Genomic DNA, 17,813 nt, shown 5'->3' on the forward strand with positions numbered 1-17,813 from the left:
CGGTCAGACCATGTTCTCTATGGGGGCTACCGGATCGACATCTGCCTCGTAATCCACTCCATCCACTTCAAAGCCAAACAGCTGCAGGAACTCACGCTTGTAGCCGACAAAGTCTGAAAGCTGGTGCAGGGTGTCGGTGTTGATGTCCTGCCACAATGCAGCTACCGCAGCCTGGATTTCGGGGTCCAGCTCTTTGCCGTCGGCGCGCAGCCTGCCCTCGTCATCGAGGGTGGGTGACTTGCCGTAAAGTGAGTCACGGAACAGACCGTCCACCTGCTCGATGCAGCCTTCATGCACACCGCGCTCTTTCATCACCTTGAACAGCAAAGCCAGGTAGATCGGCATGGCGGGAATGGCAGCACTGGCCTGGGTCACCACCGCCTTGAGCACAGAGACACGGGCATCGCCGCCCTTAGCCGCCAGTCGTTCACGGATATCAATTACCCGCTTGTCCAGGTCCTTCTTGGCCGCGCCGATAGTGCCGTGCCAGTAGATATCCCAGGTGAGCTTGTCACCAATGTAGGTATAGGCCGTGGTCTTGGCGCCGTCCGCCAGCACACCGGCTTCATCCAGGGCCTCAATCCACATCTGCCAGTCCTCTCCACCCATCACCGCTACGGTGTTGTCAATTTCTTCCTGGGTGGCCGCCTCGAGGTGAAAATCCTGAACTTCTTCCTTGTCAGTGTTGACGCCTTTCTGGGTGGCATCGGCGCCAATCGGCTTGAGCGTGGAATTGTAGACAACCCCGGTATCCGGGTGCTGGCGCCGCGGTGCCGCGAGGCTATAGACCACCAGATCGACCTCGCCCAGATCTTCCTTGATGGTTTCAATGGTCTTCTGCTTGATCTCATTGGAGAAGGCGTCGCCATTGATGCTCTTCGCATACAGCCCATCCTGCTCGGCAAACTTGTGAAAAGCCGCTGAGTTGTACCAACCCGCTGTACCCGGCTTGCGCTCAGTGCCCTCTTTTTCAAAGAAGATCCCCAGGGTGGAAGCACCGCCACCAAAGGCGGCGCTGATACGAGAGGCCAGTCCATAGCCGGTTGACGCACCGATTACCAGAACACGCTTGGGGCCATCTTCGATGGTGCCCTGTTTTTTAACATAGTCTATCTGGTTGCGAACATTGGCTTCACAGCCGGTGGGATGGGTGGTTATGCAAAGAAAACCGCGTACGCGAGGTTTGATGATCATGTGCAGAGTATTCCTGGCCTATTCAGTGATGCACTGGCGCGAACCAGTGACCCGAAAGTCTACCACAGGCTGCCGCACGCATCATGCGCCCAGCATCCCGCCTGCACTCAGATACTGGTGATCCAAAGGGTCTGGTAGGGCTGCACCTCGACCACCTCATCACGCGAATGGAAGTGCGCCCCGCCGATCAGGTCCAGCCATGCGTCGGTACCGATAAGACTGATGTCAGACAGCGCCAGGGGAAGTGGCTGGTCACTGATATTGCTGATGCAAAAAACGCTCTGGCGTCTATCGATACTCTGCCGCCAGAAACCGAACAGGGCGCTGCCCAGGTGCAGGGAGAACTGCGTGGCATTGGGGTGAAAAGCGGATTGTTCGCGGCGCAGCGACAGCAGTGCCTTGATACGTTCAAATACTCTGGCGTGAATCGAATCCTCACTGGACAACACCGCCTTTAAATGCGGATAGCTCCATTGATGCCGGTTGATGGCGCGATAGTGCCCACTGTGCTCGACCCGGTCGTAGTCATTGCGCGTACCCAACAGGCTGTGAATATAGATGCCGGGAATACCCTCGAGAGCCAGCATGATAGCGTGAGCGCAGACGAAGCGCTCCAGCCCCCACTGGTCCGGCCCCTCGGTTGTGCCCTGCAGGGCATCGAACAGGGAAATGTTGATCTCGTAAGGTTTGCTCTCGCCATTTTCCAGCGCGCGGTGGGACACATGACCACCGAACCGGTGCATGGTCTCGACCAGGGCATCCAGTTCCTCATCGCTTAACAGACCCTCCGCTGGACGCAGCCCGATACCATCATGCGAGGCAATAAAGTTGAAGTAGGCGGTGCCGCTCTGCGCCGGCGGCATGCTCATCATCCACAATTTCAGGTGACTGCAGTCTCCGGTCACCAGCGTGTTGACCAGCAGCGGCGGGAGGGAGAAGTTATAAACGCAGTGCGCCTCGTTGGCGTTGCCAAAGTAGGATAAGTTCTGCTGGATGGGGATATTGGTCTCGGTGATCAGCAGCGCGTCGGGCTGGGCATGCTCTACCAGGGTACGCAGCAGGCGCACCACCTCATGGGTTTCTTCCAGATTAAGACAGTCCGTGCCGGGGACTTTCCACAGGAAGGCCACGGCATCCAGACGAAAAATACGCACGCCGTTGTCCAGGTATTGCCGCGCAATAGAAACGAACTGCCTGAGCACGTCTGGATTGCGAAAGTCCAGGTCCACCTGGTCGTGACTGAAGGTGCACCAGACGTGACGCGTGCCCTCAGCCGTCTCTACCTCGCGCAACAAGGGTGAGGTGCGCGGGCGCACCACGGCACTGAGGTCATCCTGCGGTGAGGCTGTGAAAAAATAATCTTTGCCCGGCGACTCGCCGCGCAGAAAATTCTCGAACCAGAGGCTGCGCCCGGAGCAGTGGTTGATCACCAGGTCGGCCATCAGGTCATAGTCGCGCGCAATGGTGTTGATGTCGCCCCAATCACCGAGGAACTCATTAACACTGGAGTAATCCAGCACGGCGAAGCCATCGTCGGAGCTCCAGGGATAAAAGGGCAGAATATGGACACCGGTGAGCAAACCATCTGTGTGGTCGTCGAGGAATTGCTTGAGCGTCACCAGCGGTTTTTCTTGGTCCCTGAGCAGACTATCACCGTAGGTGATCATCAACGCATCGCGCTGGCTCCAGTGATTTACATAGGCGGGCCGGGTGTCACTGTGCTGATCCAGACCCATAAGCTCCAGCAGAGCCAGGGCGAGCTCGCCATGATCCATCGCAATAGGCGTATCGTGATAGATCGCCTCCACATGGTGGCGGACGCGCTCCAGCAGGCGCCCGCTCTCCTCAACCTTCTGCAGCATCGATCTACCCTATTTGCCGTACTCTTCGTGGTCAGCTTCCACCGCGTCGTGTAACTGTTCGAGGATATCCGGCACGGCGCTGATGACCCTGCTCCAGCTGGGTATGAACGGCCGCTCCATGGGCCGGTCCAGGAATGCCTCGCCAGCCTTCATGACATTCTCGGCAAACAACTCAACCGCTTTTTCCTCGCCATGCACGTCCAGCGAGAGACCGTTCATCACCGCGTCGTTGTGATAGGTCTCCACGAAGTCCAGTGCTATCCGGTAGTAGGTTGCCTTGAGCGAACGGAAGGTCTCGGTATTGAAGGTCACACCGCGGGTTGCCAGCTTGCGGAATAAAGCCTTGGAGATATCAATGGACATCCTGGATAGCCCGCCCTGGTCATCATCCTCGGACAGGTCCTGGTGCTTGTGATCGTAGACATCAGCAATATCGGCCTGACACAGTCGATTATTGGCGTAATTGCGATACATCTCCGAGAGCACTCCAATTTCCAGCCCCCAGTCGCTGGGGATTAGGATGTCGTTGAGCACGTCCCGACGGAAAGAAAATTCGCCGGCGAGTGGATAGCGGAAACTGTCCATATAGTCCAGATACTCCATCTCGCCCAATACCTTTTTCAGGGCCCGCAGCAGTGGCGTGACCAACAGCCGACTGACCCGCCCATTGATCTTTCCATCCGCCACGCGTGCGTAATACCCCTTGCAGAATTCGTAGTTGAACCGCGGGTGTGCCACGGGATAGATCAACCGTGCCAGCATTGAGCGCTCGTAGGTCAGGATGTCACAGTCGTGCAGGGCCACCGACTCGGTACGGTTGGAGGCCAGGGTGTAGCCCATGCAGTACCAGACATTGCGGCCCTTACCCAGTTCACGCGGCGCAAGATCCTGTTCCTGCAGCAACTTGTCCAGCGCCTGCAGACGCGGCCCCTCGTTCCAGAGAACGCGATGGCGCTGGGGCAGCCGGCCAAAAAACGTCAGCGCGTTGCGGAATTGCGACTCATCTGCCCTGTCCAGACCAATTACGATTTCCGACAAATAACTCGCTGGTTTCAATTCCTCGAGGATGGCTGGCAGGGCCTCACCTTCCAACTCGGAATAGAGGGAAGGCAGTATCAAACCCATGGGGCGTTCTCTGGAAAATCGCTGCAGCTCTGCCTCGAGATCCGGCAGCGGCCGGTTCGCGAGATTGTGCAGGGTTGTAATTATGCCGTTCTGGTAGAAATCACCCATTGCTCATCATCCTTTGAAATGCTTGTGCGGGTCCTCGGCGGCCAGCCACTGGCCGACCCCTTCGACCCAGCCTTCAGGTCCGTACCCTGCGCTGCGCATGACGCCGCTGTCGCGCTTCAGCTCGGGGAAGTCATGCACCGGGGAGCGCACCAGCAATGCACTGCCCGCCGCGTCGAGCATGGCCACATCGTTGCCACTGTCGCCCACCGCGATATCCATTACCGCCGATGCCTGCCAGGCCCGCCGATATTCGGTACGCAACCAATCCAGTGCCCTGCCCTTATCGCAGTCCCCTGCTATCGTCAGGAAACGCCCCCCCTGCAATGCGTGAGCACCTTGCAGCGTCAGGGCTTGCACAAACGCAGCCTTGCGATCATCTGCGCCACGCCATTGCACTGGCTCGCTGTACTCGCGCTGGTTGGCCAGCACTGCGCCCTCGGGGCTCAAACCCGTCATCGCCGCGATACCCGCGGGACCCGCCCGGTAGAAGTTTTCAAACTCACCTTCAAATTGCGGCCGCAGCTTGTCCAGCAGGTCCAGCCAGCGCTGCCGCGGGCCTGACATCGCCTTCACCCAATAGCCGTCGACTTCTTCTGTCCCGTGAGGCGCCTGCTCAAAATAACCCTGCGGTATGAACACCGCTGCGCCGTTCTCCACGATGAAGGGATGCGTATTGTCCAACTGCTGGCGTAACGCCTCGATCTCCACACGGGTTTTGCTGGTCACTGGCACCACGGGGATACAGGCCGCGGCCAGTTCAGCCAGCAGGGGGGTGGCAGGCGCGAACGAATAGCTTTGGTGATCGAGCAGGGACCCGTCGAGATCGGTAAAGACCAGTCTGGGTACTGGCGCACTCATGGGCGGACTCCCGGTGTCGCCGTGTAACGGCTGATCTGGCGCTGCTGATCCAACCTGAACAGGTGATTGACCCGCGAAGGCAGGCGCTGCAGACAGTACTCCGTCAGGCGCTGGTAATGGCAGACAAATCGCGCCACCTGTTGCGCATCCATCACACCCTCCCCCTCGCGCTGCGCGGACAGCTTGCGCTCCTGCTCCAGGCGCCAGTCGTAAACGCAGTCAAATGATGGTGCGCGCAGCATCACCCACTCATCCACCCGCTGGTAAAGCGGGGAGAACTGATCACTGAGCACGCCATTCACGTAGTTACGCCAGACACCGTCAGGGTCTTCACTCTGCTCCAGGGCATTGACCGGCTCAACCAGTTCATCGATGGGCTGCGCCGTCGCACCCAGGCACCACCCCTCCAGCAGCACGACCTGCACTGGCGTGTTGACTGTATCCCAATCCGCTTGTGGGTAACGGTCATCAGCGGCCTTGTCGAAGCGGGGAATCTGCACCGGCTCGCCCGCCAGCAGACTGTCCAGCGTGCGACAGAGAAGGCCCATGTCATGTGTTCCCGGAACGCCCCGGGTGGCCAACAGCGGGTGCACGTCGATAGCCAGTTGACGCCGCTGGGGCGCAGTGAGGTAAAAATCGTCCAGCGACAGGGTCACAGAGGCAAGCTCGAATTCCGCCTGGAATAAGGCACCGAGGTAATCGCACAACGTCGACTTACCAGAGCCCTGACTCCCGTTAACGGCCACCAGCCAGCACCGGGACGCACTCTTTTGGTGCTCGGCGATAATAGCGGCCATGGGATTGAACCATTTTTGCGCGCTATCCAGGTACTCTACAGGCAGCCGGTTGCGCTGCAGCAGGGCCTGTTGCCACTCAGGCCGCGGCTCTGGCATAGGGGTGCCCTGTTTGTTCGTCACGCATAAACAGAACATAGCAGGTTCCATGCCAGCAGCGCCAAACCGGGTCGCGGCTCACATTATCAGCCTGCGGATATCCCCAAGCAGAGCGACCAGGCCGGTAAGGAATCGACCGCCATCGCCGCCATTGATAACGCGATGATCGTAGGAAAGGGACAGCGGCAGCAGTTTGCGCGCGACAAACTCGTGACCGTCCCAGACCGGCTTCATTCCCGCCCGGGACACGCCAAGAATACCCACTTCCGGAGCATTGACGATGGGGGTGAAGCCGTTCCCGCCAATATTGCCTAGACTGGAAACAGTGAAACACCCGCCCTGCATCTCGCCTGGTTTTAGCTTGCGATCTCGCGCCTTGCCCGCGAGTTCCAGTACTTCCTCCGCCAGTTGCCAGATACTTTTCTGGTCAACGTCGCGTATGACCGGCACCAGCAGGCCTGCAGGTGTGTCCACTGCCATCCCGATATGAATGTACTGCTTGTGTACCAGTGATTCGCCGCCATCGGCCACCGAGGTACAAAACTTGGGGTTATCGCGAAGGGCCACGGCACAGGCCTTGAGAATAAACGGCATGGGCGTCAGCTTAACGCCTCGCTGCTCGGCCTCGGCCTTCATACCGTTACGAAATGCTTCCAACTCAGTGATATCGGCATCGTCGTACTGGGTAACGTGAGGGACGTTCAGCCAGCTACGCTGCATGTTCCTGGCGGTGAGCTTGTCCAGCTTACTGCGCTGGGTGACCTCAACTTCACCAAACAGGGAGAAGTCCACCTCAGGAATGGCGGGGATGCCAGCGCCCGCTGTCTCGCTCGCCGCAGGCTGACTCAGCCTGCGCTGCACAAACTGGTGCAGGTCTTCTTTCAGCAGGCGCCCGCGAGGGCCTGAGCCGGACACCTCGGCAAGCGGAATGCCAAACTCGCGGGCCAGCTTACGTACCGCAGGACCGGCGTAGACGCCAGCCTGCCCGCTGTCAGCCGACGCTGGCTGTGCGGCCGTCGCACCCGGGGCTGCTGCAACTGCCGGCGCCGGGCGCTGCTCCGGCTCTGCCGGTGCAGGTTTAGCGGCAGCGGGTGCCGGGGCGGAAGCGACCGCAGCGGCAGTCTTCATATCCAGCAGGGCATCACCCTGGCGCACGCTGCTGCCCTCCGCGACATGAATCGCTGACACTTCACCGGCAAACGGCGCAGGCACTTCCATGGAGGCCTTGTCAGACTCGAGCACCACCAGTGAGTCACCCTCGCCTACGGTGTCCCCCACCTTCACGCATACTTCAATCAGTTCCACCGCATCGTCGGTACCGATATCGGGGACCGCTACGCCCTGCACGGACCCACCCGTGGGTGTCGCCGGGCTTGCGGCTTGCTCCGGCTGTATTGCGTCGGCCTCCGGCTCTGTCGGCGCGGCCGCTGTTGTGGGTTCGGGCTCCGCAGCGACCATTGCAGAGTCATCGCGGGCGGCAGGTTCGTCGGCGGCTTCACTCGCGGTTTCGATCACCGCCAGGGGGGCTCCCTCGGCCAATTGCTGACCCTCGGTGACCAGCAACTCGACAACCACTCCCGCTGCCGTTGACGGTATTTCCATAGAGGCCTTGTCGGACTCCATCACCACCAGGCCCTGCTCCTCACCTACCTCGTCACCTACTGCCACCAGCAGCTCAATAACCTCGGCTTCTGCACCGCCGATGTCCGGGACTGTTATCTGTTGTTTGGCCACGGTCTATCCCCTATTGTTAAACGGTCAGTGGGTCCACTTTGTCGCCAGAAATGCCCAGCGATTCCATCGCAGCCGACACCACCGCTGGCTCTATACTGCCTTCATCCGCCAGCGCCTTGAGCGCGGCCAGCACAACAAACTCCCGGCTCACTTCGAAAAAGTCACGCAGCTTGCCGCGCGTATCCGAGCGGCCATAGCCGTCCGTGCCGAGTACCGTATATCGACCCGGAATGAATTCACGAATCTGGTCAGCAAGGGACTTCATATAATCCGTTGCCACAACAACCGGCCCCTGCGCACCTGCCAACTGCTGGCTGACATAGGGCACTCTGGGAGGCGATTCGGGATGCAACATATTCCACCGCTGTACCGCCTTGCCTTCACGCTGTAGCTCATTTATCGAGGTCAGGCTCCAGATATCTGCTTCCACGCCATAGTCAGCCTCCAGTATTGCAGCCGCCGCTTCCACTTCACGCAAAATAGTGCCGGCACCCATCAATTGCACCTTGAGGCTGCCGCCGCCGGCGCTGCGACGCAAGGGGTACATGCCGCGGATGATGCCCTCCTCTGCACCCTCGGGCATAGCCGGCTGCACATAGTTCTCGTTCATGGTGGTGATGTAGTAGAACTTGTTCTCGCCCAGCTCAAACATTCGATGCAGGCCGTCCTGAATGATCACCGCCAGCTCATAGGCATAGGCGGGGTCATAACTGATGCAGTTGGGTATGGTGCTGGCCTGCAGGTGGCTGTGGCCGTCCTGGTGCTGCAAACCCTCACCATTGAGGGTCGTGCGGCCGGCCGTGGCGCCGATCAGGAAACCCCGCGCCTGGCAGTCGCCGGCAGCCCACGCCAGGTCGCCAATGCGCTGGAAGCCGAACATGGAATAGTAGATGTAGAACGGCACCATGGGGTAATCACTGGTGCTGTAGGAGGTGGCCGCCGCCAGCCAGGCGGAAAACGCGCCGGCCTCATTGATGCCCTCCTCGAGAATCTGCCCCTGCTTGTCTTCCTTGTAAAACATGATCTGCCCCGAGTCGTGCGGGGTGTAGCGCTGCCCGACAGAGGAATAAATGCCCAACTGACGGAACATACCCTCCATGCCGAACGTGCGCGCCTCATCAGGGACGATGGGCACAATCCGTTCACCGATCTGCTTGTCCTTGGCAAGGCTGGACAACATGCGAACGAAGGCCATGGTGGTCGAGATTTCCCGCTTGCCGCTGCTTTCCAACTGCTTGGAAAACGCCTCGATTGGCGGGGTCTGCAGCAGCTTCATCTCGCTGCGGCGGGAGGGAATGAATCCGCCCAGTTGCTCACGGCGCTGGCGCATATAGCGCATCTCGGGGCTGTCCTCGGACGGCCGATAATATGGCACGTCGGCCAGCTCCTCGTCGCTGACCGGAATACCGAAGCGGTCGCGGAAAGCCTTGAGCGCGTCCATATCCAGCTTTTTCAGTGAGTGCGTTTCGTTGTTGGCTTCCCCGGCCTCGCCCATGCCGTAGCCTTTTACCGTCATCGCCAGGATGACCGTGGGTCGCTCCTTCTCGGCAACCGCCTCGGCATAAGCGGCGTAGACCTTGTAGGGATCATGTCCGCCGCGATTCAGGTACATGATCTCCTCGTCGGAGAGATCCTTGACCAGCTCCAGCAACTCCGGGTACTTGCCAAAGAAATGCTCCCGCGTGTAGGCGCCCCCGTTGTACTTGTAGTTCTGCAGTTCGCCGTCGCACACTTCATCCATGCGCTGGCGCAGCAGGCCAGTCTTGTCCTTCTGCAGCAAGGTATCCCACTTGCGCCCCCAGATGACCTTGATGACGTTCCAGCCAGCACCCCGGAACACACCCTCCAGCTCCTGGATAATTTTGCCATTGCCGCGCACCGGCCCGTCCAGTCTCTGCAGGTTGCAATTGATCACAAAGTTGAGGTGGCCCATTCCCTCACGCCCGGCCAGGGCGATAGCACCCAGGGATTCCGGTTCATCACATTCACCGTCGCCCATAAAACACCAGACGTTGCGATCGCCGTGATCGACCAGACCTCGGCTCTGCTGGTACTTCATGACATGCGCCTGGTAGATGGCCTGGATCGGCCCAAGCCCCATGGAGACCGTCGGGAACTGCCAGTAATCCGGCATCAACCACGGGTGGGGATAGGAAGACAGGCCGTTACCGTCGACTTCTCGACGGAAGTTGTCCAGCTGCTCTTCCTGGAGGCGGCCCTCGAGATAAGAGCGTGCATACATTCCCGGGGCGGAGTGCCCCTGGTAGAACACAAGGTCCCCGTGATGGTCACTTTCCGGGCCACGGAAGAAATAGTTGAAACCGACGTCGTAAAGCGTCGCGCTGGAGGAAAAACTGGAAATATGACCGCCCAGTCCCTCGTCATTATCATTGGCGCGCATCACCATCGCCAGGGCGTTCCAGCGCACCAGTGAGCGAATTTTCCGCTCCATGAACAGGTCGCCCGGCATGCGGCGCTCTTCTACCGGGGGAATCGTGTTGACGAAAGGCGTGACAATGGATGATGGCAGCCGGACATGGCCTTCCAGGGCGTGCCGCCCCAGTTCCCGCATCAGGAACCCCGCGCGCTCGGCGCCGGCGTTCCTGATTACCTCATCCAGCGCGTCAAACCACTCCCGGGTCTCAATCGGGTCTATATCTTCTGCCATGCTCACCTCTGCCTGTTTTGGGGTGCTGATGGCCTTATGAGTTCCTTTTGGGAACTTAACATGAGGTTGACCTCGACCATCCCGGTGTTTCGGAGCTACGCAAAACCGGGAGTGGTGACTCCCGGACGCGATAATGAAAGAATACTACACCACAGGCGAGGAAACTGGAAGGTCAGTTCTAAATACGAACCCAGGAAATTCAATTAAAACAGGTGTTTACAGTGAACACTCTGTATTTTTGTAATTTTATTTCACAAGCACTACTCAATCAGGTAGCTGGCATGTCCGGCCTTCAACGTCTGCGCAGACTCGACGCGCCGCTGGCTCCCGGCTGGCAATAACCCGTTCTTGCCTGGTGCGGCCACCTGTAGCGAGCGCCGCTGTTCGATAAACACGGTGTTGTAGTAGGCCTGCCATTGCTCCAGGCTAAGACCTTCTATGGCCTCGGCCAGCGTTTCCCTGCCATCGAAAGCGTACTGCTTCTTGGCAATCGACTGCCAATAGAATTCGGCCCGCTCCCAGATGTTCTTGTGCGGCCGCGTGACCTCGTTAATGAGCGCTTTCTTGTGTCGCTGGAACTGCGCCTCATCCAGGCTTGCCTCGACACCGCGCATAAACGTGTCCATGGCGTCAGCCAGGGCGGCCGAGTCCGCCACCGGCGACTGCACCAGCATCACCAGCCCCGGCACGTCCAGCTGCGGCCAGGCAAAGGCGCTGGCGATATAACCCAGTTGCTGTTCGGTGCGCAGCTGCTGAAAAAAACCGGACTTCATGATCTGGGCGGTCAGGGCCGTCGCTGCACGGTCTTCCCAACTATTCCCACCCCCTTGCAGGTACCAGGCGAGCACGGCATCGTCATGCTTGATATCCACCGGATACAGCACTGACTCACCGGCGTCCATTTTCAGCACTCGCAGCTGCGGAACCGTATCCACACTGCTCTGCGCAAGCAACATGTCCAGCCGCTGGGAGAGACCCGCAACCTCATCACGTGAGTAGTTGCCATAGATCAGCGCCTCGGCGCTGGCGCTTTGCCAGAACGCCCTGGCGTAGGCGACAACGTCCTCCAACTGCATATCACGCAGGGCATGGATCACCGGCTGCTCGCCCCATTCACCGTATAACAAGGCCTCGCGCAGATCATCCAGCGCCTGGCTGCTGGGTCGCTTGGCCACCGAGTTTTCCAGGCTGCGAATCATGTCCTTACGAATATTGTCATAGCGCTGACCATCAAAATCGGGATTCGCCATCACTTTAAGCATTGCATCCAACAACTCCGATTGCTTGTCATCGTAACCACCGATGCGCAGACTGATGCCCTGTGCATGCTTGTAGACACTGAAATTGAGGCCGGCGAGCAATGCGGGGTAGGTGAACTCATTGACCCTGTCCTTCAGCATGGCCGTGTACAGCACGGCACTGGCGCTTTGCCGGGCATTTTCTCCCACCAGCGGTGAGCGGAAGTTGATATAGGTGACGCCCCGTGGCAAACGGAATTCGTCATCCTGGGCAAACCAGATCGTCTTGCGACCCTCCTCCAGCACGCGCACCGGCGCCGCGACGTAATCCTTCTCCAGTTTCACCAAAGAAACATCTTCGGCGATAAACTGGTTAGGGGCCGGGAGACTGAATGCGTCCTCCGCCACCGGGTTCTGCCAGATGGCAAGTTGTTCAGCAGTGGGAGACTGCACCGAGTAGGGCGTGTCGTAATGCCGGGAACGCCGATCCGTGGACACGTCAGCATCCTCCAGTATCACCACGGCGTTCCCGGGGACGATACTTTCCATCAGGCCAGCCAGCATTTCTGCCTGGTAATCATCCATGATATAGGGGCCCTGCAGCACATCCCCGGGACGGTAGTCGTGCATGCCCGTGGCGAGGCGACTCACGTATCCCATGGGACTGGAATCCTCCTGGAAACGGAAGGAGAGCTCCGCCAGACGCGACTGCTCGTCGTACAACCACTCTTTGGGGCCCTCGGCGCGGAGCATTTCCATGTAGGCGAACAGCATCTGTGCAATGCGATCATGCTCCGCCACCCCTTTTTCGGTGAGTGTGACCGTCACGCTGAACAAGGCTCCACCACGCCAACCCAGGCCCGAACCCGCGGCGAGGCTTTCCACCAACCCCTCGTCTTTCAACCGCGACAGCAAACTACCCTCACCCTCGTGTCCAACAAGGTTCCCAAGATAGGAAAGCGGCTTTGCATGGTAGTCAGCCCGGTAGTCAGCTATCGGAAACAGCAGCTGCAACTGCCGCTGGGTAGCCTGCGGCTGGATCTGCACCATCATCGGCAGCTGCTCGGGGTTGAAAAGCGGCTCATCTATCCCTGAAAGTTCATAGGACTTGTTGGGCACCTGGGAAAACATAGGCGCTACCAGCGACTGCAATTCATCCAGTGACTCGGCACCCAGCACGACCAGGCGCATCTGGTTGGCGGAGTAGTACTTGTCGTAGAAGCTCAGCAATTCGTCGCGAATACTGGATCCGGGGCGATCCGCCAGGCTTTCCAGACTGCCCACTGAAAACTGACTGAAGGGGTGACCCGGATTCATTATCTCCTGCAGAACGTCCAGTCCGCGACGCCCGTCGCTCTTCAACCCCATCTGGTACTCTGCCTCTACCGCATTCTTTTCCCGGTCCACGTACTCTGCGTCAAAACGCGGCGCGATAAAGAACTGCGCGAAGCGGTCCAACGCCTCCGGAAGATAGGGTGCATTGATGTCGAAGAAATAGTTGGTGTGCTCAAAGCTGGTGTACGCATTGCGATTGCCACCATGCTCGGTAATAAACTCTTCGTACTCAGCCGCATCGGGATACTTGTCAGTGCCAAGGAAAAGCATATGCTCGAGGAAATGAGCCAGGCCGCCACGGCCCTCGGGGTTGTCGCCACTGCCCACATGCACGTCCAGTGACGCAGCCGCCTTGGGTGTCTCAGGGTCCGAGACCAGCAGCACCTGCATCTCATTGTCCAGCGTCAGCAGGCGGTAAGCCTTATCATCGTTAGGACTTTGTACCGGCTGGACCACCGACTCCGGCGCGGAGGCACAGGCAGCGAGAATAGCAGTCAGAAACAGGCCGCACAGAAGCCATGGCGTCTGCCGCGAACGCAACACGGACATGAATTACTCCTTTGAAATTGTTGTTTCGGGGGGCGCTACTGGAGCGGGCTGCTCGACATCGCGAGAAGGCCAGGCATAAATGATAGCCTTGATCAGGGTCGCCAGCGGAATGGCAAAAAACACACCCCACAAACCCCAGATTCCGCCAAAGAAAAGTATCGCCAGAATAATGGCAACCGGGTGCAGGTTGACCGCTTCAGAGAACAACAGCGGTACCAGCACGTTGCCATCCAACCCTTGGATAATCAGGTAGACCACACACAACGTATAAAATTCATTGGTGAACCCCCATTGGAAAAATGCCACCAGCACAACCGGGAGAGTGACGATCACGGCACCAATGTAAGGAATAATCACGGACAGGCCCACCAACAGTGCCAGCAACGCTGCATAGTTCAGGTCCATCCAGGCAAACGCCAGATAACTGGCCGCGCCCACCACGATAATCTCAACGACCTTGCCCCGGGCGTAATTGGCAAACTGCAGGTTCATCTCCGCCCAGATTCTGCGCAGCAGGGGTCGGTTCTCAGGCAGAAATCCGGCTAGCCACGCGAGTATCGAGTCGCGATCGCGAAGAAAGAAAAAAACCAGCATAGGGATAAGGATCATGTAGACCATGATCGTAAACAGGCCCGAAATAGACGCCAGGGACTGGGTCACGATCATCTGCCCGCCTCTCGCCGCCTCGGCCTGCGCCATGCTGACCAACTCGTTCATCTGCTGAACACTGAAAATCTCTGGATAACGCTCCGGTAACAACACCAGCAGCTGCTTGCCTCTGTCCAGCATCGCCGGAAACTCGGAAGCCAGGCCCAGCAACTGGCGCCAGGCCAGCGGCAGCAGCCACAGGGTCACCCCAAAAAAGATACCGATAAATACCAGGTAGGCAACGGTCACGCCCAGCCAACGAGGCACGCCGTGACTTTGCAATTGCGAGGACAGGCCCTCCATTAGATAGGCCAGTACGATAGCGGCCAACAGCGGCGCGAGGATATCGCCAATGGTCATCAGCAAGGCGACGGAGATCGCCAGCAATACCAGCAGCAGTACTGACTCCTCCTCGAACAGGTAGCGCCGGTACCACTTCTCAAAAACCTCCATCATCGTCGGTTTCTTCCTTTCATTAACGCTTCTCAATCAGGTAACAAAAGACGCCGTCACGCTGGTCGGCGTCCAGCAACAGGTGGCCGGACTGTTCCGCAAACACCTGAAAATCCCGCTGTGAGCCTGTGTCAGTGGCCAGCACACGCAGCCGGTCACCTGACTGCAGGGTGTTCAGGGCCCGCTTCGCCTTCAGCAGGGGCATGGGGCAGTCCAGCCCGCAGGCATCGACTTCTGTCACCGTAACATCTGGCATAGCGGATCCACCGTATCTATAACGCGGCACAGTATACGCATTACCTGTGGCCGAATGAACTTTACTCAAGGCATTTGCTCGAAGTAACCAAATGGACTATCCGCCAGGCCACCATGCAGTACAATGGTGGCCGTTTCTGAGACGAGATGTGAATTGAACCGGTGTTGAAACAACTGCGAGCCGCAGCCAGTCAGTGGAGATCAGTGCTGGGGCTATCTCTCCTGCTGGCGAGTGCCCCGCTAGCCACGGCCCAGACTGAAGACCTGAAGCTGCCTAACCTGGGCGAATCCAGCACCAGCATGTTTTCTGCTGAATTTGAATACCAGCTGGGGCGCACCTGGCTGCGTATTTTTCGCAGTCAGGTCACAACCGTAAACGACCCACTGCTCTTCGAGTACCTGGAAAGCCTGATTTATGAACTGGTCACCCACAGCCAGCTTCAGGACCGGCGGGTGGAACTGGTGGTCGTGGACAACCCGACCATAAACGCCTTTGCTGTGCCCGGCGGCGTCATCGGCGTCCACAACGGCCTGCTTTTATATGCCGAAACCGAAGATGAACTGGCTACGGTTCTGGCACACGAAATTGCCCACCTCAGCCAGCGTCATTTCTCGCGCGGGGTGGAATTCCAGAAACGCCAGGCGCCCATTAACCTCGCGGCCATGCTGACCAGTCTGGTGATCATGGCTACGGCAGGTGGCGATGCGGGCCTTGCCGCCCTCAGTGCGACGCAGGCAATGGCCCAGGACAACGCTCTGCGCTACAGCCGGGGAAACGAACAGGAGGCCGACCGCGTGGGCATGCAGACCATGGTCGATGCGGGCATGGACCCACATGCAGCGCCGGCCATGTTTGAACGCATGATGCAGGCCTCGCGCTACACCAGCGGCGAACGTATCCCGGAGTTTCTGCGCACCCACCCGTTGTCGGAAAACCGGATTGCAGACACCCGCAACCGCGCGCGTCAGTACCCCAAGTCAATTCGCCCGGTGAACCTGGAGTACCAGATGATGCGCGCCCGGGTGGTCAATCAGCTGGCCGATACCCCCGAGGAGGCGGTGCAGCGCTTTCGCGGCGAACTCAAAGGCAAACCACGCTCACGGGAAGCGGCACAGTACGGCCTGGTGCTCGCATTAACCGAGGCCGGCAGAGTAGACGAGGCCGCGCTGGAACTGGACACCATCTGGTCCGGCGACCCGGAGCGCCTGGAGTACCTGATTGCCGATGCAGAAATCGACATCCGCCGGGGTCACGCAGACCAGGCCGCGGAGAAGTTGTCCAGGCAGCTCAGGCTATCACCAGGCAACCACCCGCTGACCATGACCTATGCCAACGCATTGATGAAAGACCAGAAACCCCATATCGCCGAGGAGGTCCTGGTAAGCCAGAGCAAGCGGCGACCCAACGACCCGGGGCTATGGTATTTGCTGGCTGAGGTGCAGGGACTTTCCGGAAACATCATCGGCCTGCATCGGTCCCGGGCCGAATATTTTATTCTCAACGGTATTCTCGACCAGGCGGAGAAACAGCTCGCCTACGCACTGAAGTTGGTCAAGAATGACTATCTGACCAGCGCCCAGATCAATCAGCGCCTGCAGGACATCGGGGCGATGCGCGAACAGATGGAGAACCTTTAGCCGCGGTTCAGGCGTTACCCTTAACGCTCACTTTCAATTCCGCGGCAAAATCAAGCATACGCCGCAGCGGCACCATGGCCTGCTCACCCACGGCAGGATCAACGAAAATCTCGTTATCATTACGATCGAATACCGTCGCCAGTGTCTCCAGTTCATTCATCGCCATCCACGGGCAATTGGCACAGCTGCGACAGCTGGCGCCGTTGCCGGCCGTAGGCGCAATGATGAACTCCTTGTCCGGTGCCTGCTGCTGAAGCTTGTAGAAAATGCCCTGGTCGGTCGCCACGATAAAGCGCTGGTTGTCCATTTCCCTGGCGGCGTTGATGATCTGGGTAGTCGAACCCACCCGATCCGCCAGTTCCAGCACCGCGGCGGGTGACTCGGGGTGCACCAGCACCGCGGCGTCAGGGTAGACCGCCTTGAGGTCGGCGATCCCACGGGCCTTGAATTCCTCATGCACGATGCAGGCGCCATCCCACATGAGGATATCAGCGCCGGTCTGGCGGCGAACGTAGTCCCCCAGGTGCTGGTCAGGGGCCCAGATGATTTTCTTGTCCTGCTCGGCTAAATGCTCGGCCACGTCCAGGGCGATACTGGACGTCACCACCCAGTCGGCCCTGGCCTTCACTGCCGCTGAGGTATTGGCGTAGACCACTACCGTGCGCTCAGGGTGGAGGTCACAAAAAGCGGAGAACTCTTCTATGGGACAGCCCAGGTCCAGGGAGCAGGTAGCCTCCAGGGTGGGCATAAGCACGCGCTTTTCCGGGGTGAGGATCTTTGCCGTCTCACCCATGAACTTTACGCCGGCAACTATCAGGGTCTGCGCCGGGTGATCATGACCAAATCGCGCCATCTCCAGTGAATCGGAAACGCAGCCGCCGGTTTCCTCGGCAAGTGCCTGCACCGCAGGAGAGGTGTAATAGTGGGCAACCAGCACCGCGTTCTCAGCCTTGAGCCGGGCAGCGATCTGCGCCTTCAGCGCGCGCTCCTGCTCAGGGTTGTGATGATGCCGTTCCGCGTGGTCCAGGTGGTACTGTACCTGCTGGCGGATCGTTTCCAGTTTGTCGGTGGCGATGCTCATACTGTTCGGAAGGGGGAGAGCTGAAAGGAGCGGGGGATTCTAGCACAGATTGGCAGCACTGGAATCGTCCAACAACAGGCAATAACTAGGCGGCCAAACCCGGGGCACCAACACCTGCTGAGCACGCCACCAGCGCTGCCGCATTGGCCACAGGCAGGTCCGCGTCAGGCAGAC

General features: G+C 59.0%; 12 protein-coding genes. 1 reads left to right on the forward strand and 11 read right to left on the reverse strand.

Annotated features, from left to right (window positions below):
* Positions 1-3 precede the first annotated feature (3 nt).
* The 10 genes from fabV to C0039_RS04400 form a co-directional block, all read right to left on the reverse strand.
* Positions 4-1,194, reverse strand: coding sequence for an enoyl-ACP reductase FabV (gene fabV, locus C0039_RS04355; RefSeq protein ID WP_076000348.1), 1,191 nt, complete (start codon positions 1,192-1,194; stop codon positions 4-6).
* A 107-nt stretch (positions 1,195-1,301) separates the two neighbouring features.
* Positions 1,302-3,056, reverse strand: coding sequence for a sugar phosphorylase (locus tag C0039_RS04360; protein ID WP_101517338.1), 1,755 nt, complete (start codon positions 3,054-3,056; stop codon positions 1,302-1,304).
* A gap of 9 nt (positions 3,057-3,065) precedes the next feature.
* Positions 3,066-4,289 (reverse strand): glycosyltransferase family protein, encoded by a 1,224-nt coding sequence (locus C0039_RS04365; protein ID WP_101517339.1) that lies wholly within the window; start codon positions 4,287-4,289, stop codon positions 3,066-3,068.
* A 6-nt stretch (positions 4,290-4,295) separates the two neighbouring features.
* Positions 4,296-5,147, reverse strand: a complete 852-nt coding sequence (locus C0039_RS04370; RefSeq protein WP_101517340.1) for an HAD-IIB family hydrolase — start codon at positions 5,145-5,147, stop codon at positions 4,296-4,298.
* Positions 5,144-6,040 carry a hypothetical protein gene (locus C0039_RS04375; protein WP_101517386.1) on the reverse strand — a complete coding sequence of 299 codons (897 nt, stop codon included), beginning with the start codon at positions 6,038-6,040 and terminating at the stop codon, positions 5,144-5,146. The genes C0039_RS04370 and C0039_RS04375 overlap by 4 nt, the downstream gene beginning before the upstream one ends.
* 78 nt (positions 6,041-6,118) lie before the next feature.
* A complete protein-coding gene (gene aceF, locus C0039_RS04380) occupies positions 6,119-7,774 on the reverse strand; it encodes a dihydrolipoyllysine-residue acetyltransferase (RefSeq protein ID WP_101517341.1) in 1,656 nt (551 codons plus the stop codon).
* A gap of 16 nt (positions 7,775-7,790) precedes the next feature.
* Positions 7,791-10,442, reverse strand: coding sequence for a pyruvate dehydrogenase (acetyl-transferring), homodimeric type (aceE, locus tag C0039_RS04385; protein ID WP_101517342.1), 2,652 nt, complete (start codon positions 10,440-10,442; stop codon positions 7,791-7,793).
* Between the two features lie 260 nt (positions 10,443-10,702).
* Positions 10,703-13,564 (reverse strand): insulinase family protein, encoded by a 2,862-nt coding sequence (locus C0039_RS04390; protein ID WP_101517343.1) that lies wholly within the window; start codon positions 13,562-13,564, stop codon positions 10,703-10,705.
* 3 nt (positions 13,565-13,567) lie between these two features.
* On the reverse strand, positions 13,568-14,668 hold the full coding sequence (locus C0039_RS04395; protein WP_101517344.1) for an AI-2E family transporter: 1,101 nt from the start codon (positions 14,666-14,668) through the stop codon (positions 13,568-13,570).
* 19 nt (positions 14,669-14,687) lie between these two features.
* Positions 14,688-14,921 (reverse strand): sulfurtransferase TusA family protein, encoded by a 234-nt coding sequence (locus C0039_RS04400; protein ID WP_076000341.1) that lies wholly within the window; start codon positions 14,919-14,921, stop codon positions 14,688-14,690.
* Positions 14,922-15,085: 164 nt separating this feature from the next.
* Between C0039_RS04400 and C0039_RS04405 the strand changes: the two genes are divergently transcribed.
* A complete protein-coding gene (locus C0039_RS04405; RefSeq protein WP_423810679.1) occupies positions 15,086-16,558 on the forward strand; it encodes a M48 family metalloprotease in 1,473 nt (490 codons plus the stop codon).
* A 7-nt stretch (positions 16,559-16,565) separates the two neighbouring features.
* On the opposite strand, the gene nadA is transcribed toward C0039_RS04405, so the two are convergent.
* Positions 16,566-17,639, reverse strand: coding sequence for a quinolinate synthase NadA (gene nadA, locus C0039_RS04410; protein ID WP_101517345.1), 1,074 nt, complete (start codon positions 17,637-17,639; stop codon positions 16,566-16,568).
* Positions 17,640-17,813 lie beyond the last annotated feature (174 nt).

Source organism: Pseudohalioglobus lutimaris (assembly GCF_002866825.1).
GTDB classification, from domain to species: domain Bacteria; phylum Pseudomonadota; class Gammaproteobacteria; order Pseudomonadales; family Halieaceae; genus Halioglobus; species Halioglobus lutimaris.